We start from the raw sequence: 22228 nt of genomic DNA, 5'->3' as shown, positions 1-22228 counted from the left end.
TGGTGATGGGCGGTATTCCCGGCTGCCCATCACAAACCTACCGACCTCTCTGGACAGGCCCCACCATGAACATGCACTCTCTTCAAAACTTTCGCGCGGCGACTATCCCCGCCAGAGCGGGCGTCGGGCTCAAGCCTGAGCATTACCGGATCATCCTGGAGTCAGCTCCCGATCTCGGTTTCTTTGAGGTCCATGCGGAGAACTATATGGGTGCGGGTGGCCCGCCGCACCGCTATCTCACTGCCATTCGGGAGCGCTACCCGCTGTCGCTCCATGGCGTCGGCCTGTCGATCGGCGGCGATCGTCCTCTTGATCGTGATCATCTGGTCCGGCTCAAGGCGCTGATCACCCGATATGAACCCGGTCTCTTTTCCGAGCATCTGGCCTGGTCGACTCATGACGCGGGGTTCATGGATGACCTTCTGCCAGTGCCTTATACGAGGGAGACCCTTGCGCGGGTCTGCCAGCATATCGACGAGGTCCAAGAGTTTCTCGGGCGGCAGATGCTGCTTGAGAATCCTTCGACCTACCTGGCCTTTGTCGAAAGCACCTACGACGAGGTCGACTTCATGGCCGAAATTGCGAAACGCACGGACTGCGGACTGCTGCTCGATGTCAACAACGTGCATATCGCCTGCACCAATCAGCAGTGGGATCCTATCGACTACATCGACCGCTTCCCACTTACCCGCGTGCAGGAGATTCATCTGGCGGGTTACACCCAGGAAACCGACGATAGGGATCGCCCACTCCTTATCGATACCCATGACCGCCCCGTCAGTCAGAGAGTTTGGGCGCTGTATTCCAAGTCAGTGACCCGGACAGGGGCTCTCCCGACCCTGATCGAATGGGACGCCAATGTCCCGTCGTGGAGCGAGTTGAAGTCGGAAGCCGATCGTGCCGAGACTATTCTTCGCGACAAGGGCAGCAAGGGACCGCGCCATGCTGTCGCTTGACGAACGGTTGAGGAGCTTTGGCGCTGCTTTGCTCGATCCGGGCCAGTTGGTCCCTCCGGGACTCGTCGGGCCTGACGGCGAGCCCAGCCCTAAGCGCTTTGCGGTCTACCGCAACAATGTGGTCGTCGGACTGACGGAGGCGCTTCGCGCCGCCTACCCTGCGGTCGTTCGGATTGTCGGCGATGAGTTCTTCGATGCCATAGCGGGCATTTTCCTTCGCCGCTCGCCGCCCGCGACCCCGGTCCTCTTGGAATACGGCGCGGGCTTTCCGGAGTTCCTGCGCGGCTTTCCCCCAGCCGCGACTGTGCCTTATCTCAGCGACGTGGCGTGCATCGAACGGTCCTTCACGGAGGCCTTCCACGGGACGGACGCGACCTCGCTCGAGCCGGCGGCTTTCAACGCGATTCCACAGCATGTCGCACCTTTGATGAGCTTTTCGCTCCATCCGACGCTGAGACTGGTGCGCTCGACCTTCCCGGCCTTGACGATCTGGCAGATGAACCAGCCTGGCTGCAGTCCGGCACCGGTGAACCTCGACGTGGCCGAGGATGTCATGCTGGTGAGACCAGACGCCGACGTGGAAATCCGCGCAATGCCGCCCGGTGCATTTGAGTTCGTAAGCGCCCTTGCCGAAGGCCGCTGCCTGGCGGAGGCCGCCAAGACGGGGTTTCGTGCCGATGAGCGGTTCGACCTGGCGGGCAATATTCAAGATTTGATTGCCATCGGTGCGCTCACCGGTTGGCACCTTCCTGAGGGGACAAGCGATGTTGCCAGCTAGAAACGCGAACCCCGGCCTGCTCGACGGCCTGATCGCGGCTGTGCGGGCGGGGCTGAGCGGCTTGGCCGGCATTGCCGCCTTGGTGGCACCGATCGCTCTGCGAATTGCCCTCGCGATGCCGTTCCTGATGTCGGGCATGACCAAGTGGGACGGCTTCCTGCAACTGGCGCCGACCGCTTCGTACCTCTTCGAGGATGAATTCAAGCTGCACATTTTCGGCCAGCTCTACGACATGCCGGCGCCCGACCTGATGGCGCTCCTGGATGGCATCGCAGAGATCGTACTGCCGATTTTGCTCATCGTCGGCCTGGCGACGCGCCTCAGCGCTTTGGCTCTCCTAGTGATGACCGGCGTCATCCAGCTCGTCGTGCCCGAGGGATGGGCCAACTTCCATTTGCCTTGGGCAGCCTTGGCGATCGCAATTGTTGCGGTCGGACCCGGGCCGGCCTCGCTGGACCGCCTGCTCGACGGCCTTGCTGGCCTAGCATCGGATGGCAACGCGTGAGGAAAGCACCATTCCGATGACACATGCGACGCGCAAAACGCAACCAAAGCTCCGGCTCGTGTCGGACGAAGAGGGCGGTCCAGCCGCCGTTCGTCCGAAGGCGGCGCACATGCGACGGACAATTCCCGACGTCGAATGGTCCATCCTGATGACGCGGGCCCAGGAGGGCGATTCACAGTCCTACGAACGGCTGCTGCGTGAGATCACTCCCTACCTCCGATCCTATGTGGCCCGATGGTACACTCCGCCGTCCGATCGCGAGGACGTCGTGCAGGACATCCTGCTGACGCTCCACTCCATCCGTCACACTTTCGACCCGACGCGCCCGTTCGGGCCGTGGCTTCATGCGATCGCCAATCGACGTGTTGTCGATCGGTCGCGCAGAGGGACGCGCATCCGGACGCGTGAAACGCAGCTTCCGGACGGCTACGAAGAATGGTGGGCAAGCCCCGACACCGCAACGGACAGCGATTCGATAGGCCTGGCCCGCGCCGTCACGAACCTTCCGCCCATCCAGCAGACGGCGATCCGGCTTCTGAAGTTGGAAGGCCTATCGCTGAAGGAGGCGGCAGCGGCTACAGGCATTTCAATTGGTTCGCTCAAAGTGGCCACGCACCGCGCCATTGCAAGCCTGCGCAGGGCAATCCTCAAGGGAGACGACAGTCGTGAGAACCGATGATCTCATTGCCGGTTTGGCAAGCGACGTAAAGCCCGTCAAACGGCTTCGGCCGCCGGTAAACCGTGCGGCAATCTGGCTTCTGCTCGCCGCGATGGTCCTGTTTCTGCTGGTCATCAGCCAAGGCATCCGTTTCGACCTGGCACAGTGTCTGCGCGAGCCTTCCTTCGTGATCGGAATGACGGCTTCGCTCGCAACCGGAATCCTCTCGGCGATCGCCGCCTTCGCGCTGAGCTTGCCGGATCGCTCGCGGCTGTGGCTGTTGTTGCCGATTCCGGCCCTCAGCCTTTGGCTGTCGAACATCGGCTATCAATGCCTCACGCAATGGGTGAGCATCGGTCCGCAAGGCGTGACCTTCGGCGAAACCGCCCGGTGTTTCGCCACGATCGTTCTGACGAGCCTGCCGCTGTCTCTCGCTATGCTGGTCATGCTGCGCCATTCGGCGTTGCTGCGACCGCGCATCGTGACGGTCATGGGCAGCCTGTCCATCGCGGCCATCACGGCCACGGCACTGTCCTTGATCCACCCGATCGATGCGACCGTCATGATCCTGATCATGAACGTCGGCATGGCCGCGATGCTCGTCTTTTTGGGCGGTGTCTTTGCGCGCACGATGTTTGGCTGGGTGGCGCCGCGATCCCCGACCCTCAACTGATCCGACTCTTGGAGAATAGCCATGAACCGACGCCAATTTGCCACCTTTGCTGTCGCGACGTCTCTGATAGCCGCAATCTCGGCGCTCCCGGCCGTAGCTGCGAACAGGCAACACTTCTCCGGGGAGGCCTTTTCCGCAGCCCAGAAACGGAACGCGCGCATCCTGGTCGATATCTCGGCGAATTGGTGCCCGACCTGCCGGGCACAAGAGCCGATCGTCAATGCCTTGATGGATGAAGCCGGAAACCAAAATGTGGTCATCTTCGATGTCGACTTCGATACGCAAAAAGAGGTCGTCCGCTATTTCAACGCGCGCACGCAAAGCACTCTGATCGCCTTCCGCGGGCCGAACGAAACGGGCCGCTCGGTTGGAGATACCGCCCCCCAGTCGATCGCGAGCCTTGTCCAGTCGACTCATTGAGCGCCGTCGTCCCATGTCGTTAACGAGCGTGTTCGTTGGCTTTGTCGCTGGAGTGCTTTCGATCTTGTCGCCATGCGTTCTCCCTCTCTTGCCACTGGTGCTGGGCGCTGCGGTATCGGAACACAGATGGGGTCCAGCGGCGTTGGCTGCGGGCCTGGCTCTTTCCTTCGTCGCGATTGGCCTGTTCGTCGCAACGACTGGATTTGCCCTCGGTCTCGACACCAACGTCTTCCGCGGCGTCGCGGCGGTGCTTCTGGTGGCTACCGGCGTTGTGCTCGTCGTCCCGGCCCTTCAGACCCGGTTCGCCTCTGCCGGCGGGCCGGTGAGCAATTGGGCTGATCGCCGCCTATCCGGCTTCAGCGCCAGCGGGCTCGGGGGCCAGTTCGGCTTGGGCCTATCGCTCGGTGCGATATGGAGCCCGTGCGTAGGGCCGACTTTGGGCGCAGCCTCGGTGCTCGCCTCCCAAGGAAGGGATTTGTTCCAGGTCTCGGCCGTCATGGTGGCGTTCGGGCTCGGCGCTGCGCTACCGCTGCTCATGCTCGGGCGGTTCTCGCGCGAATGGCTGGCAAGAAGGCGAGATCAAATGCTGAAGGCTGGAAGAAGCGGCAAGATGGCCCTCGGTGGCCTGGTGCTCATCACCGGACTGTTCATTCTGACCGGCGCGGACAAGCGGATCGAGACATATTTGGTTGACCGCTCTCCGCAATGGTTGCTTGAGTTGTCCTCGCGAATTTGATGACATGGCCAGCCTGCCAAGCAGCCAAGCCCCCGGCGTCGGCCTGCCATCAAGTCACCACGTCGGCCCTTGGAGGTTAAAGGTCCGCCATCATTTCCCCCCCCCACCGCAAGCGAAGCTACTGCTCGGTCCGCAAAGGGGCCCTAAACGGTTCTACAATTGGGAATTGGCTGGGGAACCTGGATTCGAACCAGGACTAACGGAGTCAGAGACAGATTGCTCCGTTGTTTTCGCTGGCAAATCCGGCCTTGTGTTGCAGTCGTGTTGCAGTCGTGTTGCATCTGACGTCAGGAGAGTAGACGGGCCTCGATCTCTGCAACTGCCGTCTGATCGGCGGCGTCGTCCTCGAAAAGATGACCGTACGTGTCAAACGTCACCGTGATCGAGCTATGCCCCATGATCGTCTGAACGCGCTTTGGCGAGAGCTTCTGTTCGATGAACAGGCTGGCCGCTGCATGCCGTAGCGCATGGAAATTGTACTTGGCGACCTTGAGCGGATTGCCGTCCGCATCGAGCCTCGTGGTGTGGGTCTTGAACAGACCCGCACCGACTAGGAGGGGCGTCCAGACGCGAGCGAGGATGTTGTGGTGGTCGAGCGGCGTCCCCTCGTCGGAAGGGAACACCAGACCATCTGGACCATTCGGAATCGAGAGCCGCTGCTGCTTCAGTGCATTGATCGCCATCGGCGCCAGCGGGACGTCGCGCTCGCCGGCGGACGTCTTAGGCAGGCCGAAATCGCCCCATGCGTCAACCCGGCCTTTGACGGTCAGCACGCCGCGCTTCAAGTCGACGGCGCTCCAGCGGAGGCCACGCAGTTCGGACGCGCGCAGGCCACTGAATAGCGCGGTGATGATCAGCGGCCGGTGCTTGCCTTGGACCGCGGCGAGAATGGTGCGCAGTTCGGCTTTGGTCGGGATCTCGGGCCGTTTCAACTTTCGGCGATCGTTTGCCTTCACCTTGGCGTCCGATACCGGATTGGTGGCAGCCAAGCCGCGCCGCCTCGCTTCAACAAAGATCGCGCCGAGAGAGCGCACCACGCGCTTTACCATGGCCGGCGACCGGTCTTTCGCCAGTTCGTCGGCGAAGGCGTGGACATGCGGCGTGTTGAACTGCGAGAGCTTCCTGGCGCCGATCAGCGGGACTATGTGAATGTTCACGTGCTGGGCGTAGGCGTCGCGCGTGGAGCGCTCCAGGCCTTCGGCGTCGCATCTTTCGAGCCAGAGCTTCGACGCCTCTTTGATCGTGATCGAGGTGCTATCGGCGACGTGCACACCCAGCTGCAGATCGCGCCTGACCTTGACGAGATAGGCGTCGGCATCCTTGCGCTTGTCGAACTGCTTCGCACGACGATTGCCGCCGGCATCGAAGTAGTCGGCGAGCCAGCGGACTTCGCCGGAGGGCAGGGTGCGCTTGCGAACCTTAGCCATTGTGGTCACTCCGCTCTTGCGTGCTGTCAGCGCGCACGCGCAGGATATCGATCTCGCGGACCATTGCTGTCAGGTTGATCACCAGAGCTCTTCTGACGCCGTCAACGCGCACTCTCCCAGCTTCGCGCCAGGAGTATTCGAAGCCAATCCCGCCACCGGACAACGGCGCTGCCATAAATCGAGGCTCAGAACAGAAGCAGAGTTCTTCCTCACCCTGCCGGCCGCGCGCCTCGTTGAAGTGCTGAAAAATGTCGGCCCACGAGTCCCGGATGAAGCCAACGACCGAAGTAGGATCAATCCCAAACTCCGCCAGTTCCAGGCAGAAAGCCCACTGGTAGACCTGCTCGTCGTGATACCAAATCTTAGTACCTCGACCGGGGTTTGAGCCTAGCGGCACGCCCAGCCGCTTAAGATGCTTCAGCCGTGCCCGGAACGCCTTTTCCTGGACGTTTGCGTCGAGGCCATACATCCCGGCAAGAACCGCTTCGGCCGCTGAATAGGTCAGCATCATTTCCGTTTCATCTCCCGACCTGTCGCGCTTCATCCCGCGCCGTATCTGTTGGTTAGTGTAAGTGCGCACTTGACGTTTGTAAAGGCCGAGCCTAACTATTAGTGCATTCTTACACTAACCCGTTTGGGGTGGTCCCGGCGGGAACGAAACGGAGAAATGCACGATGACTGCTGTTATCGAAAATGCCCGTCAAACGATCACGGTCGCCGAAGCGGCCCAAGCTCTCGGGATCGGGCGAAACGCGGGCTATGACGCTGTGCGGCGTGGCGAGATTCCCGTCATCAAAATCGGGAAGCGCCTCTTGGTTCCGAAGGCGGCGCTTGACCGCATTCTGAAAGGGGAGGCGGCATAATATGGGCCAGACCGATCTCGACCCCAATTTCGTCGTCCAGGAGGCCGCTCGCTTCATTGTCGAGACGCCAAAGGTTCAACGCCCTCGGCCGGCTGTCGTCGAGGTGAGGGAGCGGTATCCCCTTGACCTGCAGGGCGCCTGTGAAGCGGTCCGCCTGGCCAATCTCATCCGGGCAGGAGGCGCCGATGCAGCCGCCTGAAACGCGAAACCCGGCGCCGCTGGCAGGCGGCAACCGGGCATTTGGGCAGGCAGTCGGTGTTCACAAAGATAGCGGTAATCGCGCCGGATTGTCAAGAAAAGTTGGTGCAATCGCGCCCGATCGGATCGAGGCAGCGGCATGAGCAAGCGCGAGTTCTCCAAGGTGTCGTCGGCCCTGTGGCACTCAAAGCGCTTCTTGGCTCTCGGACATGACCGGGCACGGCTGCTGTTGCTGTATCTGATCACGTGCCAGCATCAGAACAGTGCCGGCGCTTACCGCCTCCCTGTGGGCTATGCCCTGGCCGATCTCGGCTGGTCGGCAGAAGAGTATCGGATCCACCTCGACGAGCTCGTCGAGGCATGCCTCATCGCCTACGACGACGACACCGAAGAAGTGTTCGTTTGCGGATGGTTCAAGGTCTGCCCGCCAATGAACGACAAGCATGCTGTTGGCACCATGACACGCGTCAACGACATCGAGAGCGAGCCCGTCAAACTGGTCGCGCTCGGCGAGTTCAAGGACGCCACCAAGTCGCGTTTGAGGTTACAAAGCGAGGTCCGCCGGCCACATCAGGAGGCCGCAGAATGACCTTGAAGCGATACTGTTTCGATACCGTATTCATAGGGTATCCCATAGACACAGACACAGATAGACACAGACCTGAGACACAGACACAGACCAGAGAGACAGAGCAGAGAGACAGAGAGGCAGAGCCCCTTTCGTTCATAAGCTTTAGCGCTTCCTCCGCGCGCGAGGGATGTCCTGCTTGACCTCCCTCGACATCCTCATCGAACACCTCGAGGGCGCTCTTGCCGCAGCCCATGCGCTGAAGGCTGAGCAGAAAGAAGCCGTCATCGACGACTGGATCCCAGCGACGGAAGCGGCCGATCGCTTCGAACAATCCAAGGAACTGATCCAGAAATGGTGCCAGCGCGATCCTAGTTTCGGGCAGAAGCGCGACGGCAGCAACCGATGGTACGTCTCGATCGCGAAGATGCAGGCCAAACTCGGCATCCGCTAGTTGTCCTGTTTTGTCCTGTTTTAGGGGCTTCGTGTGTCCTGTTTGCTGCGTCATCATCTCTGCAAGAACGGAGATCACCCATGGCCACCAACGACACCATCGGCGCTGCAATGATGTTCAACGGCGCGTTTCCCGAGAGCAAGCCGGCGGGCGCTGCATCGTGGGAAGCCTTCCGCCAAGCCAAGGAAGCGGCGCACGCTGCGCCCAGCCCGAGCGCATTGAGTGGCCGGGCAGAACCCGCAGCGTCGTCGTTGCCGGCGCCGTCATGGGAGCAGGTTCGTGCTAACGCTCCAGCCGCGGCACCCGACTCGGCCGTCCCGGCGCACCTTCGGCTTTCCAGCCCGGAGACGGTGGCGGAATATCTCCCGGCGCCTGGTGCCGAGCGATATCGGACCTTGCTCGACTCAAAGCAGGAGGCCTGGATCCTGGCCATCGGCGGACGTGAAGAGGTCGATGATAAGCGGACCGCAATTCAGCAGCACCAGATTCGCCTGAAGCACCTGGCCGACGAATTCCCTACCCAGACCGTTGCCGACGATCATCCTTCGAAAATCGATTGCGACAAGAATATCGCGAGGCTGAAAGCCGACATCGATCGCATCGAGGCGCGCCGCGCGCCGCATATCGAGAGGCAGAATGCCATCGGCCAAGCGCTGAACAGCGTCGACAAGTACCTCACCTATGCGCAGATCTCGGAGATGAGGCCGGCCGCCGACGTCAGGATCGGCAAGGCCGACACGCTCGCCATCATGGCCGATCGCATCGCCAGCATCCGGAACGACGTGTTCGACATGGTATCGAAGCCATGGCCAAGCGCAGACGCCAAGGCACGCGCGACAGCAGAGATCGACTTCCTGGCCGGTAAGGGCAAGATCGAAGTCGGCCAGTCGATCCAGTATCGCGGGCAGATGGCCTGGCCTCATATCGAGGACGTCACGCTTCGTGGCTTCGGTCGCGGCATGGGCGACATGTACGATGTGCGGCAGGTAGCAAGCAGCACGGCCATCATGTGCTGGCTCTTCCGTGACGCGTTCATTGCCAAGGTCCATGCCGAGATCGACGCGGCTGCTAACGACGACATCGCGCTCGACGCCGAGCAGCGCACCGCAGAGCTTGCCCGCCTCAATGGTCGGCTGCTGGCAGAGGAGCGCGTGCTTGGTGCCATCGTGTGGCGTGACGCTGCCTTCCACCTCATCCCTGCCGACCTCGATCCGCGTGCACTGCTTGGCATCGACGGACCAGAGCCGCGGCAGGATTGGTGAATAGGAGATCGGCCATGGTCTACTGCTGGGTTGATCATGGCCGTGGACCGGTGCGCGCTGATGGTGTCGTGCCGGTCATACCATTGGATGGCGGGTCTCGTGAGGATGGAGCCGTCCAACGCTTGTCGATCGGATCAATCTCCGTTCGATCGGCAGCAAAGGGCGGCCGGCGCCTCGTTGGACGGGCGCCGGCCGCCACCCCCGAACTGATCGAAATTAGAAAATCATTCCAAACTATATGCAGTGCACAATGGTTTATGCTGCACTGCCCCCTAAATAGGTTCCTTTTGGGAGGTCGAACAGCAATGCGGGACGGCTTAGGCCGGGGACCGTGCGTTTTTGCGGTGCACAAATTCCCGCTTTCCTTTCGCTCGGCGGGAGGAATAATTGTCTAAAACGCCGCCGGACGACATCGACCGCAAGACGCTGGCAGGTCCAGCAGGCTCGACCAGCTTGTCAGGGAAGGCCACATTCCGAAGCTTGGGGCGCGGCCGATATCCGCTACAGGCAGCGGTTCGCGGCTACATCAAATTCTTGAAGGGCACGATCGCCGGGCAGACTAAAAGCGCATCGAGCAATCGGGCGCAGGATGCTCGAGCGGCTGAAATTGAACTGCGTATTGCCCGTGAAGACCGGCGGATCGTCGATATGGGCGAGGCGGTGGCGGCGCTGGACCGCGTGACTGGTGATTTCCTCCAGGCGATTGGCGGCTTGCCGGCGCGCATAACGAGAGAACCCCGTGAACGGCAGCGCATCGAAGCGATCATCGATACCGGCCGGCAGCGTCTTTCCGACAAGTTCGACGAAATGTCCAACAACCTTCGCGCCGGTCTTCCCGACGACGAGCCAGACGACGAGGAGGATTCCTGATGCCTTACATTCTCGATCAATACGGCCAGCCGGTGCTGATCTCGCAGCAGCGGCAGGACTTCGACTTCGATCTCGATTATGGGGCGGCGAGATCCGTGACCGCCTCTCTGGCGCAAGAGTTGCGCGCCGATCGCGAGGCCCGGCTGATGGCCGAAGAGCCGGCCGAGGAAGACACGGCGTCGCCGGCCGAGCACGAGCGCGCATGCGCAGCAGCCCGATCGGCGGGCCATTTCGAGGGCATAGCCGAAGGCAAGAAGGTTGGCGCGAAGGCGGAGGGCAGGCGCTTCATGGACGTCGTGAGAGGCTGCAACGGCAATGACGCCAAGCTTCTGGCAGCGCTCAACTTGGCTGTTGAATTTCCCGAAATCCCGGCGGCCGGATGCGTCGACATGGCCGGCAAACATTTCACCAACCATCGCCGCGGCTCGGCCTCGCTGGCGCTGCGCCACACGCAGCCGGATTCACTGGCCTTGGCCCTAGCCCAGCTTGCGGGAGCCTGACCGATGGCTGACAAACGAAACGCGATCAATGTCCTGATCAAGCTCTTGGGCGGCCAGGAGATGACGACCGAGTTGAAACAGCTCGGAACCACCGGCGAGGCTGCGCTTAAAAAGATCGATACCGCTGCCAAAAACGTCTCGTTCGCCAACGTCGGCAATGCGCTTCACAACTTCGGCAGCGACATCACATCCACTTTCGAGCGCGTTGCCCTCGGCATTGGCGCGGTCTCTGCGGCGGTCAGTGCTGCTGCCCCTGTCATACTGCTGCTTGCAAAGTCTGGTGCCGAAGCCGCCGACGCCGCTGGCAAGGCGGCCGCTGGTGCCGGTCTTCAGGCAGAAGCCTATCAAAAGCTGGCCTTCGCGGCCGGCGAATCGGATGTCAGCCAGCAGAACTTCAACACGGCGATGAATGCTTTCAACAAGCAGATCACCAAAACAGCCGACGAGACGGTGAAAAACACCGGCAAGATGAGCACGGCGCTCAAGAGGTTCGGTGCCGATGGCAAGCAAGCGGCCACCGATATCACCCAGGGTGCCGGCTACACGGTCCAGGCATTCAAGGATATCGGCGTCGAGGTGACGCGTTTCGGTGCCGCCGCATCCAAGGTCAAGGCCGGAACCGTGAAAGCGAAAACTGGTTTCGATGATCTCGGCATCAAGGTCAAAGACACCAGCGGCAAACTGAAGGATGGTGAAAAACTTCTGCTTGAGGTCGCCAACGCCTTCCAGAAAATGCCTGACGGCGCCCGAAAATCAGCCATCGCGCTCAAGCTGTTCGGACTGGAGGGTGCTAAGCTCATCCCGTTCCTGAATGAGGGTGCCAAGGGGATCCAGGCGCTCGAGGATGAAGCCGCACGACTTGGCATCGTCTTCTCCGATGACCAGATCAAGACCGCCGAGGCTTTCAACACGTCGCTCGGCGATTTGAAGAAGACGGTCGCCGGCGTGTCGCGCCAGATCGGCTTGCTGTTCGCCCCAGCCTTCACTGCCGGAGCCAACGCCTTTCGCGATATCATCGTCCGCAATCGTGCCGCGATCCTCGATTTCGTCCGCAACGGCGTTCAGGCCGCAACCGTCTTCATCAAGGATTTTTTCGCCACGCTGTCCGGCAGGGATGCCGACGTCACCTCGAACAAATGGCTGATCTCATGGCGCGATGCGATCGTCGGCTTCGGCAGCGATTTCGTGCATGTGGCCACGGGCGTCGTCATCCCGGCGATGCAGAAAGTGCATGAAGCCGCGGACCTCTTGACCGGTGCACTCAATGGAATTTTTGGCACGAACATCACGACCGGAGAGGTGCTGATCGGCGGCGCACTCATTCGCTTGGTCGGCGGGTTCAGGGTGCTTTGGTCGGCAGTCGTTCTGGTGGTCGAAGCGATTGCTTCCATCAGTACTGTGCTGGTCGCCAATCCCTGGCTTATACCGATCGCGGCGGTAGCCGCCGGCATCGCCATATGGGCGACCAGCACCAGCAATGCAACGGCGGCGCTGGAACGGCACAAGGAAGTCGTCGACGAGGTCGATGCGGCCTATCAGAAGGCCGGCGGCTCGCTTGCCAAGATGACCCAGGAGGTAAGGGATCGGCTGAGCCTTGAGACCGCCGATGCGCTCGAAAAGGACACGGCGGCGTTTAACGAAGCGCTGTCCAACCTCGTCAACAAGCTGCCTCACTTCGAAGGCGATCTTGGAAATGCCGCAGCTCAAGCGATGTTCGCTGTCGCGAAGTCGCTTCAGGAAGGCAAGATTTCTGTCGAGCAGTTCAACTCCGAAATTACCAAGATCGGCGCTGCAAACATCGGCAACGATGTGGGAAAACTGGCCAAATCATGGCTGGATATGTCGAAGGACGCGACCACTACTTCTGGCGCCGTTGGCGAGATGGCCGACAAGTTCGCTTTCGTAACGGGCAAGATGACCGACGCTGACTTCGCTGCCAAGCAAGCAGCACGCGGCATTGCCGGCTATGGTCAGGCCGCTGCCGCCGCCGCTGCCGACACCAATACCGTCGGTGCGGCGGTCGATCAGACAGCCACCAAGGTCCAGAACCTCGATCATCAGATCAGCGTGTTTCGCGGCGGCGGGGCTGGTGGCCAACTGTCGAAAGAGGTTTTCGATGTCGTCGACGGCGTGGCCCATCGCGCCGATCAAGGCAAGCAGGCGCTCGACGGGCTGAAGGGTTCCGTCGACGACACCAGCAAGGCGGTGGATGGCGTCAGCAACGACATCACCAATTCAATCGGAACGATCGCGCCGGCGGCCGAACAAGCTGCAGCCGGCTTTAACAGCTCGCTGGGCAGCCTCGATGCTGGTGCAGCACAGGCCGCAGCGGAGGCGATCGTTGCGCCTTTCGCAGTGCTCCCGGGGCAGTTCGGCACCATCCTTGGCGGCTTGCGGTCGTTGCTGCAGGGCGGCTTCGCCAATCTGTCCAGCATCGTCACCAGCCTGGCCGCGCAGATCAATTCGCAGATCGCTTCGATACTGTCGGCCTTGCGCGAGGCAGCCGCCGCGGCATCGGCTCTCCGGGCGCAGGCGGCGGGCTCGTCGTCCTCGTCTTCATCCGGCGGAGGTGGCTCGCAAGGCGGCTTCGCCGGTGGCGGTGCCGTGCGCGGTCCTGGTGGACCGAAGAGCGACTCGATCCTGGCCTACCTCTCCAACGGCGAATACGTCTTCACAGCCGACGCGGTGAAGCGGATTGGCGTCGATGTGCTCAACGCTTGGAACTATGGCAAGGATGTCCTTGCTGGGTTCCGTGGCTTCAATGTTGGCGGCTTCGTCGACAACATCGGCCGCTCGCTCGCCATCCCGCGCCTCGCCGGTGGTGGTATGGTTCCAATCCCGGCCGGTGGTGGCTCGGCGATCGCTGGAGCGTCCGGGCTGACACATGTCAGGCTCGACTTCGGTCTCGGCCCGCAAGACGTCTTCGATTTGATCGGCGAGGGGCATGTTGTGCGCAAGTTGCAGGGCTTTGCGGTCAAGAGCGGGCTGTTGAGCACTGGCCGCAAGCCGCTGAGGGGTGGCAAATGACCGAGAAGATCAGCGACTTTGACATGCCCGACTTCGATCCGGCCACTATCCCGAAGCCCGGTGATCAGCATGACCCTACTGTACGTGCTCACCAAGCCACCTTTCAGGAGCGGTTCGGTGACTTCAAAAGCAGGCATGTTGTCGGCCTGCACTTCGGCCCGGCGCCGAAAGGCGAGTGGGTCGGCATCATCATGGACATGGAAGACGGATCAACCGTCAAGGTCGCGATCCCGTTCACACTGTGGCAGGCCTTCGGCAACGAATACGCGCTGGCCATGATGACGGCGGCCGAGATCGTGCAGATGGCCTATGGCCCGGCCGAGGGGCAGGCATGATCGCCCGGCTCGCCTTCGCGCTGTCCGCCGGCGTCGTGCTGGCGCTGGCTTGGCCGTTTTAAATCGGCTTGTCGACCAGGGGTGTCTTTCGCTTCGGTGGCACGTAGGCGGTTACCAGCGTCACAGTGTCGGCTTTGACAGTAACGGGGACGCCGCCCAAGTTGATGGTGACAGTTCGGGCCTCCGCGTCAACGTGGGTGACTTCGCCGGTTAGCTCGATCTTCTGTCCACTGCTGATGTGCGCTGTGGTGTCCACGATCGAGTGCGGCTGGTGATATGACGGGATCAGCACGCTGACCCTGTCTTCCGTCACGCGCTTCCTTATTGTCGCGGTGATCGCGACCTCGTCACCGACCTTGATTGAGCCCTTTGCCATAAGGCAGAGTCTGGAGCGGCAAATCATATCGTCAAGGGGTTGCTAATATATGCGCGATGCCGAGCTTACAGAGCGGCCTGGCAAGGGCTGGTCGCGGTGGGCCGAAGGCGCCGGCGAATACGAGATCGAGCGCACATGGTGGCAAGCCAAGGTGCTGCACTTCGCGAAACTCAATGTGACCGTGTGGTTTGACGGCTCCCAGATGGTCGGGCTCGAGCATTGGGGCTTTCGCGATCCCAAGTGGACCATGCGACTGCCACCAGACGATTGGTTGCCCATGCCGGCCGGCTACAGGGCCGCGGCAGAGCGCGCCTGGCAGGAATGGCAAGCCAAGCACCAGCCGGCCGCGCCGCGCGCTGGCGGGCTTCCCCGCGCCGCGCTATATCGGCCCCATGGGCAAGGGCTGGACGTACCAATCTCTGATCGACGGCAAGATGACGGTGACGGCGTTCTGCCACAACTCGGCATGCCATCATAAGCAAGTGCTCGACCTTCCGAAACTCCGCGACCGATTCGGCCCGGACGCGCCAGCCATGGAATGGGATATCAGGCCGAAGCTTCGCTGCAAGAAATGCAACGGCAATGATGTCGGGCTGATCTACACTCCCGATACCAGCCCGACCGGCTACGGCAAGGCGAAGGGTGGATGACGCCCTACAGCGCGCGGGAGCCAAGCTGTCTGATAATCACCCCGAGCGCGAGCATCGCGCCGGGACAGGACAAACACAAGCGCAAGGGCGTGCTTGACGATTTCCAGTTAGACGCAGTGGACGTCTCACAGAAGGCTTTAGCCGAGCGCGTTTCGCAACTTGGTCCACCGAGAGTTGTCTGTCAGTTCGTTCTTTGCATCCGCCATCAACGGCGACTTGCCCCATTTTGTGGCCGAAGCTCGTGCTGCGGCGTACTGATCTTTCCTAGAGATAGTTGCGAGCCCTGGAAAAACGGCTTCGGCTTCGCGGCGCAAGAAATCGCCTGTCTTGGCCGGGTAGAGGGCCGCGTACCATGTCATGAATAGACCGAGAATGTACGGGCTCCGGCCCGATGCGACCATATAATCAAGGCAGGCTACGCCGACGGTGCTGTCGCAGTCCTCGTCCGAGATGCTGGCTAGTAAAGCGTCCGGGTCGCGATCGGCGTGTTTTAGGAAGTTCCGCGGACCATTTAGCTGATCGCGAAAGTCCTTTGCCGGCCTACCATGAGCGGCAACGAACTGGTCGATCATTCGAAGTTTGCCACCTTGGTGGTTGATCAAGGCGTCCGCGACTTCCCAGGAGTTTGCAGCGAGGGTGTAGACGGCCAACGGCTCGTCGAGATACCAGTGAATGTGGATCGCTGCCAATAATTGGCGACGCGCGGCATCAATCTTTGAGAGCGCCGTCACTAGCCACCGCCTCTCATTTTCAGCCTCACCCCGGCACCGCCGCCATTCTCGGGGATGAACTCAACCCCGGCCGATTCGAGGGCAGCGCGCAGAGCAGCAACAGTCGATTGCTTTGCGTCTGAACCGTTTTCAATGCGCGTCACCGTGTTTGCGGTCACGCCCGCCTTTTCGGCGAGATCCCTCACTCCCCAGCCAAGAGCAGCCCGAGCCATGCGCATTTGAACCGGCGTCATTTGTACATTGTACCTATGCAAGTTGACGGAAAGGCGTTTCGTCGCTATCTGTTGGTACGTTGTACACTTAGATAGCTACAGGAGCAACCAATGCCGAACACCCATGTTCCGGCGGCCGGCGAAGCTATGCCCGCTGCCAGGATAGCCATTATCGGCCGATTTTCAGGCCACATCCTGCTTATCCAGCGGAGGCCATCATGACCTTCGCTGCCACCGTGCTGTTGCTGGCAGTAGCAGCCCTGAGAACGCGGCTGGCGCGCGGTTGCCTCGCCTACCTGCTCCTGAAGACGTCCAACGTCCTGTACGACGCCGGCGCCCGCGCAATGACCAACCTCGAGGAGGACTTCCATGGATGACATGCCCAATTTCAACCGCCGTAAAGCTCTGGCCGTCACAGGATCAGGCCTTGCCGCTACACTCGCTGCGATAGTCGCTCCCGGCAACGTGGCGGCGGCTGTCGTCAATGAGGCGCCTGTTACCCGCGTCAAAAACCTCGCCTTCGCCCTGGCGCGGGCCATGGACGACTGGATGGTCGACCTTGGCGTTGATGGCGTCCCCGATATCTGGAAGGCCCACGTCTACCCCTACAGCCAGCGCAAGCATCCTGTCGTGTTCGAAAGCCTTGATAGGTCGCCTTCTCCTTCTCCCCGAGTAGCCCAACTGGAAGCTGCCTTCCATGCCGAATGGGCTGCGCTCCGCGCCATGGAACCGGCGGTGAATGCAGCCGAGCGGCGCTATATGGACTCCACGGGCTGGCGGCCCGTCATGGGTGAAATGACACCGGAGGAAGTCGAAACGCTCCGCAAGACGGCTGTTGCCGACCTCGCAAAGCTGCCGCCGAGCCGCGCCAGCGTCGAACATGCCGAGGCAATGCGCGCGTATGAGAAGGCCGATGCTGCTGCTCGCCGCAAGACGGGCTTCGGCAAGCTCGATAAAGCATACAAAAACGCCACGCACCGCACTTCGGACGCGGCCAACGCGCTCCTTCGCTACCCTGCCGCGACGCTTGAAGACCTTGCCTCCAAGGTGCGGGTTCATCGGGTGTGGGAGTACGACGGGGAAGACTTCAACTTCATCATGGACGACATCGCTCGTGTAGCCGGGAAGGCTGGTGCGTCATGAATCGCCAGACCCTGTTCATCGGCATGACGCCGACGCTGCGCCTTCGCATCGAAACGACGATCGAGAACCTGCTCTCGTTGCTCGACGAGATCGATGGCGACGAGAACCTTGAGCCATACCACGCTGGCTTTGATCAGCGCACCATGGACGATCGCGAAGGCGACGACGAGCGGGAAGCCATCGACGAGCGGGAGGACGACCACGGGGATTACGACGGCCCCGGCTTTATATCGGGAGGGCAGGGCCTGTAAATTTATCACGCTGATAAGTTTGGCCCGCTGGCCTCACGGTGGCGGGCTTATTTGATTATGTGGTCTTCGTCGTCGTCCAGGCTGCGAAGAACCACGCCTAATCGAGCGTTCAACTCGCCCGAGGTGTGCAACATTTTGTTGTAATAACTATCGGAATCCGCTTTGCTCCGTGCGAGCGTCACCGAAACGCAGATTTCGCTAAATGATGATGCAAGTGCCCTAACTTGGTCATCCCGCACTCTCTCTAAGAGGCGAGTGACTGACGCCTGGGCCAACCTACACCCTTCATTCACTTCTTCGGAAAGCTTGCCTAAGCGCCATTTTCCTGATGTTTCCAAGGCACGGAAATCCTCCAATTGCGCCCTGGTCACCATCCGACCTAGATCCAGTAGCCGCTCCTGCAACTCAAGCAATGTAGCTCGCTGAAACTCAACCCGGCGCAAGCTGATCGTCTCACGGCGTTGCTCACGGCGTGCTTCCCTCTCCCTTGTCAGTTGGCGTGTGTCCGAGATTTTTTGGGAAAGCGCAGTGATACCGGCGCCTACTCCGAGCGTAATGATCGGAAACCAGACCTCGGGAGCAATTCCTACCATTTTCCCACCCTGCCCATGTCGTATTCAAGTAGCAGCATGGACCTGCCGATAGTTGCAGGAAAGGACTGGCACCGCAATTGGAAGGGTTCCCTAGCAGCAGCGGCCGAACATCGGGGGAACAAAGCGTCCTCTCCGTGTTGCAGTCATGTTGCACAGACTGAACGGGACAAAGCGGGACATGCCCGGAATGCAAGGGTTTGCGTGTCACAGGGCAGGAAAATGGCTGCAACACCAACGGGCTGCTCTACCTTCATCTAACCAATTGTTTTTACTTGAGAAAGTCTTGGCTGGGGAACCTGGATTCGAACCAGGACTAACGGAGTCAGAGTCCGTGGGTCTACCGTTAACCTATTCCCCAGCAGGCGCGGTCACGAACCGCGCGGGCCGAACGGCTGAGCCGCTTGAGCGCTGCCTTGTAGCCGCCGGCGGAAAATAGTCAAGCCTGCTTTGTGGTTCAATCGCCACGTTTTGTCTGCCGGGTGCAGACTCGTTGCCTCGCGGCGCTCCACGCGCGGACATGAAATCCAATCCGCGCCTCAGCTCTCCGTCCGGCTGAACTGCGAACGCTCGAAGAACAGCACGATACCCAAGCCCAGAAACAGCGGGATGATGAGATAAAACAGCCGGAACACCAGCAGCGCCGCCAGCACGCCGACCGGCTCCATGTCCGAAAGCCCGGCCAGGAACACCACCTCGAACACGCCCAGCCCACCCGGCGCGTGCGAGATCTGGGCGACCGAGAAGGAGACCAGGAAGACGCCGAGCACGACGAAATAGCCGGGATTGTGGGCCTCGGGCAGGGCGAAGAAGATGATGGCGGCCGCTGCAAGCAATTCAATCGGGCCGATCAGCAATTGCCTGGCGACGATCGGCAGCGCCGGGTAGTGCAACTGGAAGCTGGCGATCTTAAGCGGGCGCAGATGCAGCCAACTGCCGAAGACGTAGGCGGCGACGACCAGCAGCATGGCGATACCAGCCGCTTCCGACAGGCCGTGATGGGCGATGCCCGAAAAGCGGTCGATGATCTGGGGCTCGAACACCAGCACGAGGCCGGAGGCGAGTATCGTCGACAGCACGAAGGTGATCCAGCAGATCGCCACCAGCACGCCGACATCCTGGCCGGTCAGGCCCCTCGTGCCATAGGCGCGGTAGCGGATGACGGCGCCGGAGAACACCGAGCCGCCGATATTGTGCGACAGCGCGTAGGTGGTGAAGGAGCACAGCGTCACGAACAGCCACGACACCCGCTTGCCGATATGCAGCAGCGCGATGTGGTCATAGCCGGCGAGAGCGGCATAGGCGATGACCGAACTCAACGCTGCCAGGATCCAGCCGCGGGTTGGAATGGCGGCGAGCCCGTCCCAGACATCGTCGAGCGAAATGCCGCGCAGTTCGTGCCAGAGCAGCAGCAGCGAGAAGATCACCGCGGCGATGCCGACGACCGGCCAGAAATAACGTCTCCAGTTCATTGCCTGACTGCCATGCGCTGCGTGTCCGCTTCCTTTTCGCCTGATTGTGGGAAGCCGGTTGCCCGGCGACCTCCGTACATTTCAGAAATGCCTCATTGAAGCCGGCTATTCAACCGCGAACACTTGTCGCGCCGCAGCCGGCAAAGATCCGTCCGCAGGAAAGATGGCGCGAAGGCGCCGGCGTATGGTGATAGCTTTGACAGGAGATTGTCTTCGCCGGCATCGCGTGCCAACCCAGCCTTGCTGGAACATTTCGCGGCGGGGCGAAAGGCGGTTGGCGTCCAGCCGGCAAAATTCGGCGTACGGCTCTTGGTGATCGGGCACGGCGCTGTTAGTCTGGCGGCAACTTGAAACATGCCAAAGCGCCAGCTGCGTCCGTCACCGGTTCGCGCGGCGCCGGAAGGAACGACAGTGGAAGACCGCGACACCGGCGCAGGCGCGTCGGAGGTGGGCGCGTCCAGCGCTTCCCCAGGGCCATCGGGCTCGGGGACAGCCGGTTGGCAGCAACGCCGCCCGACGGAGCCGCGCTCCGCCGACGGGCAGGCGGGCGACGCGACCCATCACCAGAAGGGCAAACCCAAGAAGCGGCGCAAGCGAAGGCGCGGGCGCAAGGTTTTTGCGCGCGACGAAGCGCAGGACAATCGATCGCCGGTGCCAGGCAAGGCGGCTGCTTCGGCCGTTGAGCCGAAGCAGCCGCCGGCCGGCCCGGTGATCTCGCCCGTTCTCCAGATGCCGCGCCACGAGCAGGGCACCCGCCGGCAGCCGGCGCACGAGCTTCCCGTATTCGCCGCCCTCGACCTCGGCACCAACAATTGCCGGCTGCTGGTCGCCGTTCCCACGCGGCATGGCCAGTTTCGCGTCATCGACGCCTTTTCGCGCATCGTCAGGCTGGGTGAGGGGCTCACCGCCAATGGCCGGCTCGGCAAGCCGGCGATGGACCGCGCTGTCGAGGCGCTGAAGGTCTGCGGCGACAAATTGCGCGGCCGCAAGATCAGGAAGGCCAGGCTGATCGCCACGGAAGCTTGCCGCTCGGCCGAGAACGGCGTCGAGTTTCTTGAACGCGTCGAGCGCGAGGCCGGGTTGAAGCTCGAGATCATCGACCGCCAGACCGAAGCACGGTTGGCGGTTTCCGGCTGCGGCTCGCTGGTCGAGCGTGACACGCAGGGCGTCGTCCTGTTCGATATCGGCGGCGGCTCCTCCGAAATCGCGCTGATCGACCTCACCGGCCGCCGTTCCCCACGACTCGCCAACCACATCGTCTCGTGGACGTCGCTGCCGGTCGGCGTCGTCTCCCTGGCGGAGCGCTTTGGCGGCCGCACCGTGACGCGTGAAATCTTCACCGCCATGGTCGACGACGTTGCCGGCCGGCTGGCCTCCTTCGATGGCCGCGACCGGCTGAGCCACCTCAAGGCCAGCCCGAACTTCCATTTGCTCGGCACCTCCGGCACGGTCACGACGCTGGCCGGCGTTCACCTCGATCTGGAACGTTACGACCGGCGTCGGGTCGACGGATTGTGGATGGACCGCGACAGCGTCGACCGCATGGTGGAGAGGCTGGTGGGCTGGGATTTCCAGCAACGCTGCGCCAACCCTTGCATCGGTGCGGACCGCGCCGACCTGGTGCTGGCCGGGTGTGCCATCCTGGAAGCGATACGCGCCGTCTGGCCTTCGGAGCGGCTGCGCGTCGCCGACCGTGGCCTGCGCGAAGGTATATTGAGCGAGCTGATGGCCGATGACGGCGTCTGGCGCAACGATGGGCGTGGTGGCCGGCAATGACCAAGAAACCGGAAAACCCAGGGTCCGCCGGCATTCGTGTGCTGAAGACGCGGATCAAGAAAAAGAGCGGCCTGAAGGAATCGTCGCGCCGCTGGCTGCAGCGCCACATCAACGATCCCTATGTCCAGCGGTCGAAGGCCGACGGCTACCGATCGCGCGCCGCCTACAAGCTGATCGAAATCGACGACAAGCACCATCTCCTGAAGCCCGGCATGAAGGTGATTGATCTCGGCGCTGCCCCCGGCGGCTGGTGCCAGGTGGCGGCCGCGCGCACGAAATCGACGGCGGAAAATCCGCATGTCGTCGGCATCGACTATCTGGAGATGGATGCCGTGCCCGGCGCGCCGGTGCTGTTGATGGATTTTCTCGATCCGGATGCACCGCGCAAGCTGTCCGAGGCACTGGGCGGCGATCCCGATGTCGTGCTGTCCGACATGGCCGCGCCCACCACCGGCCACAAGCGGACCGACCACATCCGCACCATGCATCTGTGCGAGGTGGCAGCCGATTTCGCGCTGTCCGTGCTGAAGCCGGGCGGGCATTTCCTGGCCAAGACCTTCCAGGGCGGCGCCGAAAACGAGCTGCTTTCGATGCTGAAGAAGAACTTCCGCTCCGTCCATCACGTCAAGCCGCCGGCCTCGCGCGATGAATCGGTCGAACTTTATCTGCTGGCCAAGGATTTCAAGGGGCGAGAGTCCGGTCCGCCATCAGGCGGATCGGAACGTCCAGCGGACGTTCCGAAGGGAATGGGCGCCCGGAGCCACAGCGAAGGGCCGGGAGACGCTGAAGCCTAGGCG

General features: G+C 61.8%; 29 protein-coding genes and 1 tRNA gene. 22 read left to right on the top strand and 8 right to left on the bottom strand.

All coding sequences use genetic code 11. The features are described 5' to 3' along the window. The first annotated feature begins 65 nt into the window (after positions 1 to 65). From EB230_RS23340 to EB230_RS23310, 7 genes are read left to right on the top strand one after another with little or no spacing between them, the layout of a single operon-like run. Positions 66 to 956: a DUF692 domain-containing protein gene (locus tag EB230_RS23340; RefSeq protein WP_056562694.1), complete on the top strand. Its 891-nt coding sequence runs from the start codon at positions 66 to 68 to the stop codon at positions 954 to 956. Then, entirely contained in the window at positions 943 to 1734 is a 792-nt protein-coding gene (locus tag EB230_RS23335) for a DNA-binding domain-containing protein (protein ID WP_056562691.1), read from the top strand. Before EB230_RS23340 ends, EB230_RS23335 begins: the two co-directional genes overlap by 14 nt. After that, positions 1673 to 2239, top strand: a complete 567-nt coding sequence (locus tag EB230_RS23330) for a DoxX family protein (protein WP_320411990.1) — start codon at positions 1673 to 1675, stop codon at positions 2237 to 2239. The genes EB230_RS23335 and EB230_RS23330 overlap by 62 nt, the downstream gene beginning before the upstream one ends. 16 nt (positions 2240 to 2255) lie before the next feature. Further along, the gene (locus EB230_RS23325; protein ID WP_056565447.1) at positions 2256 to 2918 is read left to right on the top strand and encodes a sigma-70 family RNA polymerase sigma factor; all 663 of its coding nucleotides are present in this window, start codon (positions 2256 to 2258) and stop codon (positions 2916 to 2918) included. Beyond that, positions 2905 to 3570, top strand: a complete 666-nt coding sequence (locus EB230_RS23320; protein ID WP_196772374.1) for a DUF1109 domain-containing protein — start codon at positions 2905 to 2907, stop codon at positions 3568 to 3570. The genes EB230_RS23325 and EB230_RS23320 overlap by 14 nt, the downstream gene beginning before the upstream one ends. A 21-nt stretch (positions 3571 to 3591) precedes the next feature. After that, a complete protein-coding gene (locus tag EB230_RS23315) occupies positions 3592 to 3990 on the top strand; it encodes a thioredoxin family protein (RefSeq protein WP_056562680.1) in 399 nt (132 codons plus the stop codon). 13 nt (positions 3991 to 4003) lie between these two features. After that, complete coding sequence (locus EB230_RS23310; protein ID WP_056562677.1) at positions 4004 to 4726, top strand: cytochrome c biogenesis protein CcdA; 723 nt, start codon at positions 4004 to 4006, stop codon at positions 4724 to 4726. Between the two features lie 287 nt (positions 4727 to 5013). On the opposite strand, the gene EB230_RS23305 is transcribed toward EB230_RS23310, so the two are convergent. Beyond that, on the bottom strand, positions 5014 to 6153 hold the full coding sequence (locus tag EB230_RS23305) for a site-specific integrase (protein ID WP_172374045.1): 1140 nt from the start codon (positions 6151 to 6153) through the stop codon (positions 5014 to 5016). Continuing rightward, a complete protein-coding gene (locus EB230_RS23300) occupies positions 6146 to 6664 on the bottom strand; it encodes a hypothetical protein (RefSeq protein ID WP_172374044.1) in 519 nt (172 codons plus the stop codon). Before EB230_RS23300 ends, EB230_RS23305 begins: the two co-directional genes overlap by 8 nt. 163 nt (positions 6665 to 6827) lie before the next feature. On the opposite strand from EB230_RS23300, the gene EB230_RS23295 reads away from it, so the two are divergent. From EB230_RS23295 to EB230_RS23255, 9 genes are all read left to right on the top strand, one after another. Further along, positions 6828 to 7016: a helix-turn-helix domain-containing protein gene (locus EB230_RS23295; protein WP_172374043.1), complete on the top strand. Its 189-nt coding sequence runs from the start codon at positions 6828 to 6830 to the stop codon at positions 7014 to 7016. A 1-nt stretch (position 7017) separates the two neighbouring features. Next, a complete protein-coding gene (locus EB230_RS23290) occupies positions 7018 to 7215 on the top strand; it encodes a hypothetical protein (RefSeq protein ID WP_172374042.1) in 198 nt (65 codons plus the stop codon). A gap of 138 nt (positions 7216 to 7353) precedes the next feature. After that, positions 7354 to 7803, top strand: a complete 450-nt coding sequence (locus tag EB230_RS23285; protein ID WP_172374041.1) for a hypothetical protein — start codon at positions 7354 to 7356, stop codon at positions 7801 to 7803. A gap of 178 nt (positions 7804 to 7981) precedes the next feature. Then, positions 7982 to 8236, top strand: a complete 255-nt coding sequence (locus EB230_RS23280) for a hypothetical protein (RefSeq protein ID WP_172374040.1) — start codon at positions 7982 to 7984, stop codon at positions 8234 to 8236. Between the two features lie 80 nt (positions 8237 to 8316). Next, entirely contained in the window at positions 8317 to 9498 is a 1182-nt protein-coding gene (locus tag EB230_RS23275) for a hypothetical protein (RefSeq protein ID WP_172374039.1), read from the top strand. 387 nt (positions 9499 to 9885) lie between these two features. After that, positions 9886 to 10368 carry a hypothetical protein gene (locus tag EB230_RS23270; protein WP_172374038.1) on the top strand — a complete coding sequence of 161 codons (483 nt, stop codon included), beginning with the start codon at positions 9886 to 9888 and terminating at the stop codon, positions 10366 to 10368. Beyond that, the gene (locus EB230_RS23265; protein ID WP_172374037.1) at positions 10368 to 10868 is read left to right on the top strand and encodes a hypothetical protein; all 501 of its coding nucleotides are present in this window, start codon (positions 10368 to 10370) and stop codon (positions 10866 to 10868) included. The genes EB230_RS23270 and EB230_RS23265 overlap by 1 nt, the downstream gene beginning before the upstream one ends. A 3-nt stretch (positions 10869 to 10871) precedes the next feature. Beyond that, a complete protein-coding gene (locus EB230_RS23260) occupies positions 10872 to 13895 on the top strand; it encodes a phage tail tape measure protein (RefSeq protein ID WP_172374036.1) in 3024 nt (1007 codons plus the stop codon). Continuing rightward, entirely contained in the window at positions 13892 to 14230 is a 339-nt protein-coding gene (locus tag EB230_RS23255; RefSeq protein ID WP_172374035.1) for a hypothetical protein, read from the top strand. The genes EB230_RS23260 and EB230_RS23255 overlap by 4 nt, the downstream gene beginning before the upstream one ends. A gap of 58 nt (positions 14231 to 14288) precedes the next feature. Here EB230_RS23255 and EB230_RS23250 read toward each other — a convergent pair whose 3' ends face one another. Continuing rightward, a complete protein-coding gene (locus EB230_RS23250; RefSeq protein WP_172374034.1) occupies positions 14289 to 14606 on the bottom strand; it encodes a hypothetical protein in 318 nt (105 codons plus the stop codon). Positions 14607 to 14655: 49 nt separating this feature from the next. Between EB230_RS23250 and EB230_RS23245 the strand changes: the two genes are divergently transcribed. Continuing rightward, complete coding sequence (locus EB230_RS23245; protein ID WP_172370963.1) at positions 14656 to 15084, top strand: hypothetical protein; 429 nt, start codon at positions 14656 to 14658, stop codon at positions 15082 to 15084. 309 nt (positions 15085 to 15393) lie between these two features. On the opposite strand, the gene EB230_RS23235 is transcribed toward EB230_RS23245, so the two are convergent. Beyond that, entirely contained in the window at positions 15394 to 15987 is a 594-nt protein-coding gene (locus EB230_RS23235; RefSeq protein ID WP_172374032.1) for a hypothetical protein, read from the bottom strand. Continuing rightward, complete coding sequence (locus tag EB230_RS23230) at positions 15987 to 16220, bottom strand: helix-turn-helix transcriptional regulator (protein ID WP_246738839.1); 234 nt, start codon at positions 16218 to 16220, stop codon at positions 15987 to 15989. Before EB230_RS23230 ends, EB230_RS23235 begins: the two co-directional genes overlap by 1 nt. Positions 16221 to 16417: 197 nt before the next feature. On the opposite strand from EB230_RS23230, the gene EB230_RS23225 reads away from it, so the two are divergent. The 3 genes from EB230_RS23225 to EB230_RS23215 are packed head-to-tail and all read left to right on the top strand — an operon-like array spanning position 16418 to position 17593. Continuing rightward, positions 16418 to 16576 carry a hypothetical protein gene (locus EB230_RS23225; protein WP_172374031.1) on the top strand — a complete coding sequence of 53 codons (159 nt, stop codon included), beginning with the start codon at positions 16418 to 16420 and terminating at the stop codon, positions 16574 to 16576. After that, positions 16569 to 17342: a hypothetical protein gene (locus EB230_RS23220; protein WP_172374030.1), complete on the top strand. Its 774-nt coding sequence runs from the start codon at positions 16569 to 16571 to the stop codon at positions 17340 to 17342. The genes EB230_RS23225 and EB230_RS23220 overlap by 8 nt, the downstream gene beginning before the upstream one ends. Beyond that, the gene (locus EB230_RS23215; protein ID WP_172229000.1) at positions 17339 to 17593 is read left to right on the top strand and encodes a hypothetical protein; all 255 of its coding nucleotides are present in this window, start codon (positions 17339 to 17341) and stop codon (positions 17591 to 17593) included. The genes EB230_RS23220 and EB230_RS23215 overlap by 4 nt, the downstream gene beginning before the upstream one ends. A 47-nt stretch (positions 17594 to 17640) precedes the next feature. On the opposite strand, the gene EB230_RS23210 is transcribed toward EB230_RS23215, so the two are convergent. The 3 genes from EB230_RS23210 to EB230_RS23200 form a co-directional block, all read right to left on the bottom strand. Continuing rightward, positions 17641 to 18186, bottom strand: coding sequence for a hypothetical protein (locus EB230_RS23210; protein ID WP_172374029.1), 546 nt, complete (start codon positions 18184 to 18186; stop codon positions 17641 to 17643). A 284-nt stretch (positions 18187 to 18470) separates the two neighbouring features. Further along, positions 18471 to 18544, bottom strand: a tRNA-Gln gene (locus tag EB230_RS23205). Between the two features lie 178 nt (positions 18545 to 18722). Further along, positions 18723 to 19655, bottom strand: a complete 933-nt coding sequence (locus tag EB230_RS23200) for a lysylphosphatidylglycerol synthase domain-containing protein (protein ID WP_056562614.1) — start codon at positions 19653 to 19655, stop codon at positions 18723 to 18725. Positions 19656 to 20009: 354 nt separating this feature from the next. On the opposite strand from EB230_RS23200, the gene EB230_RS23195 reads away from it, so the two are divergent. Further along, positions 20010 to 21431 carry a Ppx/GppA phosphatase family protein gene (locus EB230_RS23195; protein ID WP_244493879.1) on the top strand — a complete coding sequence of 474 codons (1422 nt, stop codon included), beginning with the start codon at positions 20010 to 20012 and terminating at the stop codon, positions 21429 to 21431. Continuing rightward, positions 21428 to 22225 carry an RlmE family RNA methyltransferase gene (locus tag EB230_RS23190; protein WP_172374028.1) on the top strand — a complete coding sequence of 266 codons (798 nt, stop codon included), beginning with the start codon at positions 21428 to 21430 and terminating at the stop codon, positions 22223 to 22225. The genes EB230_RS23195 and EB230_RS23190 overlap by 4 nt, the downstream gene beginning before the upstream one ends. Positions 22226 to 22228: the final 3 nt, after the last annotated feature.

Source organism: Mesorhizobium sp. NZP2234 (assembly GCF_013170765.1).
Taxonomy (GTDB): domain Bacteria; phylum Pseudomonadota; class Alphaproteobacteria; order Rhizobiales; family Rhizobiaceae; genus Mesorhizobium; species Mesorhizobium loti_D.
This window is presented reverse-complemented; position numbering and strand designations above follow the sequence as displayed.

What these genes read in the sequence shown, in the direction of transcription:
- EB230_RS23275 (WP_172374039.1), top strand. Translation starts at nt 8,317, where the DNA reads ATGGCCACCAACGACACCATCGGCGCTGCAATGATGTTCAACGGCGCG.
- EB230_RS23250 (WP_172374034.1), bottom strand. Translation starts at nt 14,606, where the DNA reads ATGGCAAAGGGCTCAATCAAGGTCGGTGACGAGGTCGCGATCACCGCG.
- EB230_RS23195 (WP_244493879.1), top strand. Translation starts at nt 20,010, where the DNA reads ATGCCAAAGCGCCAGCTGCGTCCGTCACCGGTTCGCGCGGCGCCGGAA.
- EB230_RS23340 (WP_056562694.1), top strand. Translation starts at nt 66, where the DNA reads ATGAACATGCACTCTCTTCAAAACTTTCGCGCGGCGACTATCCCCGCC.
- EB230_RS23265 (WP_172374037.1), top strand. Translation starts at nt 10,368, where the DNA reads ATGCCTTACATTCTCGATCAATACGGCCAGCCGGTGCTGATCTCGCAG.
- EB230_RS23305 (WP_172374045.1), bottom strand. Translation starts at nt 6,153, where the DNA reads ATGGCTAAGGTTCGCAAGCGCACCCTGCCCTCCGGCGAAGTCCGCTGG.
- EB230_RS23315 (WP_056562680.1), top strand. Translation starts at nt 3,592, where the DNA reads ATGAACCGACGCCAATTTGCCACCTTTGCTGTCGCGACGTCTCTGATA.
- EB230_RS23215 (WP_172229000.1), top strand. Translation starts at nt 17,339, where the DNA reads ATGAATCGCCAGACCCTGTTCATCGGCATGACGCCGACGCTGCGCCTT.
- EB230_RS23245 (WP_172370963.1), top strand. Translation starts at nt 14,656, where the DNA reads ATGCGCGATGCCGAGCTTACAGAGCGGCCTGGCAAGGGCTGGTCGCGG.
- EB230_RS23200 (WP_056562614.1), bottom strand. Translation starts at nt 19,655, where the DNA reads ATGAACTGGAGACGTTATTTCTGGCCGGTCGTCGGCATCGCCGCGGTG.
- EB230_RS23310 (WP_056562677.1), top strand. Translation starts at nt 4,004, where the DNA reads ATGTCGTTAACGAGCGTGTTCGTTGGCTTTGTCGCTGGAGTGCTTTCG.
- EB230_RS23325 (WP_056565447.1), top strand. Translation starts at nt 2,256, where the DNA reads ATGACACATGCGACGCGCAAAACGCAACCAAAGCTCCGGCTCGTGTCG.
- EB230_RS23210 (WP_172374029.1), bottom strand. Translation starts at nt 18,186, where the DNA reads ATGGTAGGAATTGCTCCCGAGGTCTGGTTTCCGATCATTACGCTCGGA.
- EB230_RS23260 (WP_172374036.1), top strand. Translation starts at nt 10,872, where the DNA reads ATGGCTGACAAACGAAACGCGATCAATGTCCTGATCAAGCTCTTGGGC.
- EB230_RS23255 (WP_172374035.1), top strand. Translation starts at nt 13,892, where the DNA reads ATGACCGAGAAGATCAGCGACTTTGACATGCCCGACTTCGATCCGGCC.
- EB230_RS23335 (WP_056562691.1), top strand. Translation starts at nt 943, where the DNA reads ATGCTGTCGCTTGACGAACGGTTGAGGAGCTTTGGCGCTGCTTTGCTC.
- EB230_RS23300 (WP_172374044.1), bottom strand. Translation starts at nt 6,664, where the DNA reads ATGATGCTGACCTATTCAGCGGCCGAAGCGGTTCTTGCCGGGATGTAT.
- EB230_RS23230 (WP_246738839.1), bottom strand. Translation starts at nt 16,220, where the DNA reads ATGACGCCGGTTCAAATGCGCATGGCTCGGGCTGCTCTTGGCTGGGGA.
- EB230_RS23225 (WP_172374031.1), top strand. Translation starts at nt 16,418, where the DNA reads ATGACCTTCGCTGCCACCGTGCTGTTGCTGGCAGTAGCAGCCCTGAGA.
- EB230_RS23220 (WP_172374030.1), top strand. Translation starts at nt 16,569, where the DNA reads ATGGATGACATGCCCAATTTCAACCGCCGTAAAGCTCTGGCCGTCACA.
- EB230_RS23190 (WP_172374028.1), top strand. Translation starts at nt 21,428, where the DNA reads ATGACCAAGAAACCGGAAAACCCAGGGTCCGCCGGCATTCGTGTGCTG.
- EB230_RS23285 (WP_172374041.1), top strand. Translation starts at nt 7,354, where the DNA reads ATGAGCAAGCGCGAGTTCTCCAAGGTGTCGTCGGCCCTGTGGCACTCA.
- EB230_RS23290 (WP_172374042.1), top strand. Translation starts at nt 7,018, where the DNA reads ATGGGCCAGACCGATCTCGACCCCAATTTCGTCGTCCAGGAGGCCGCT.
- EB230_RS23295 (WP_172374043.1), top strand. Translation starts at nt 6,828, where the DNA reads ATGACTGCTGTTATCGAAAATGCCCGTCAAACGATCACGGTCGCCGAA.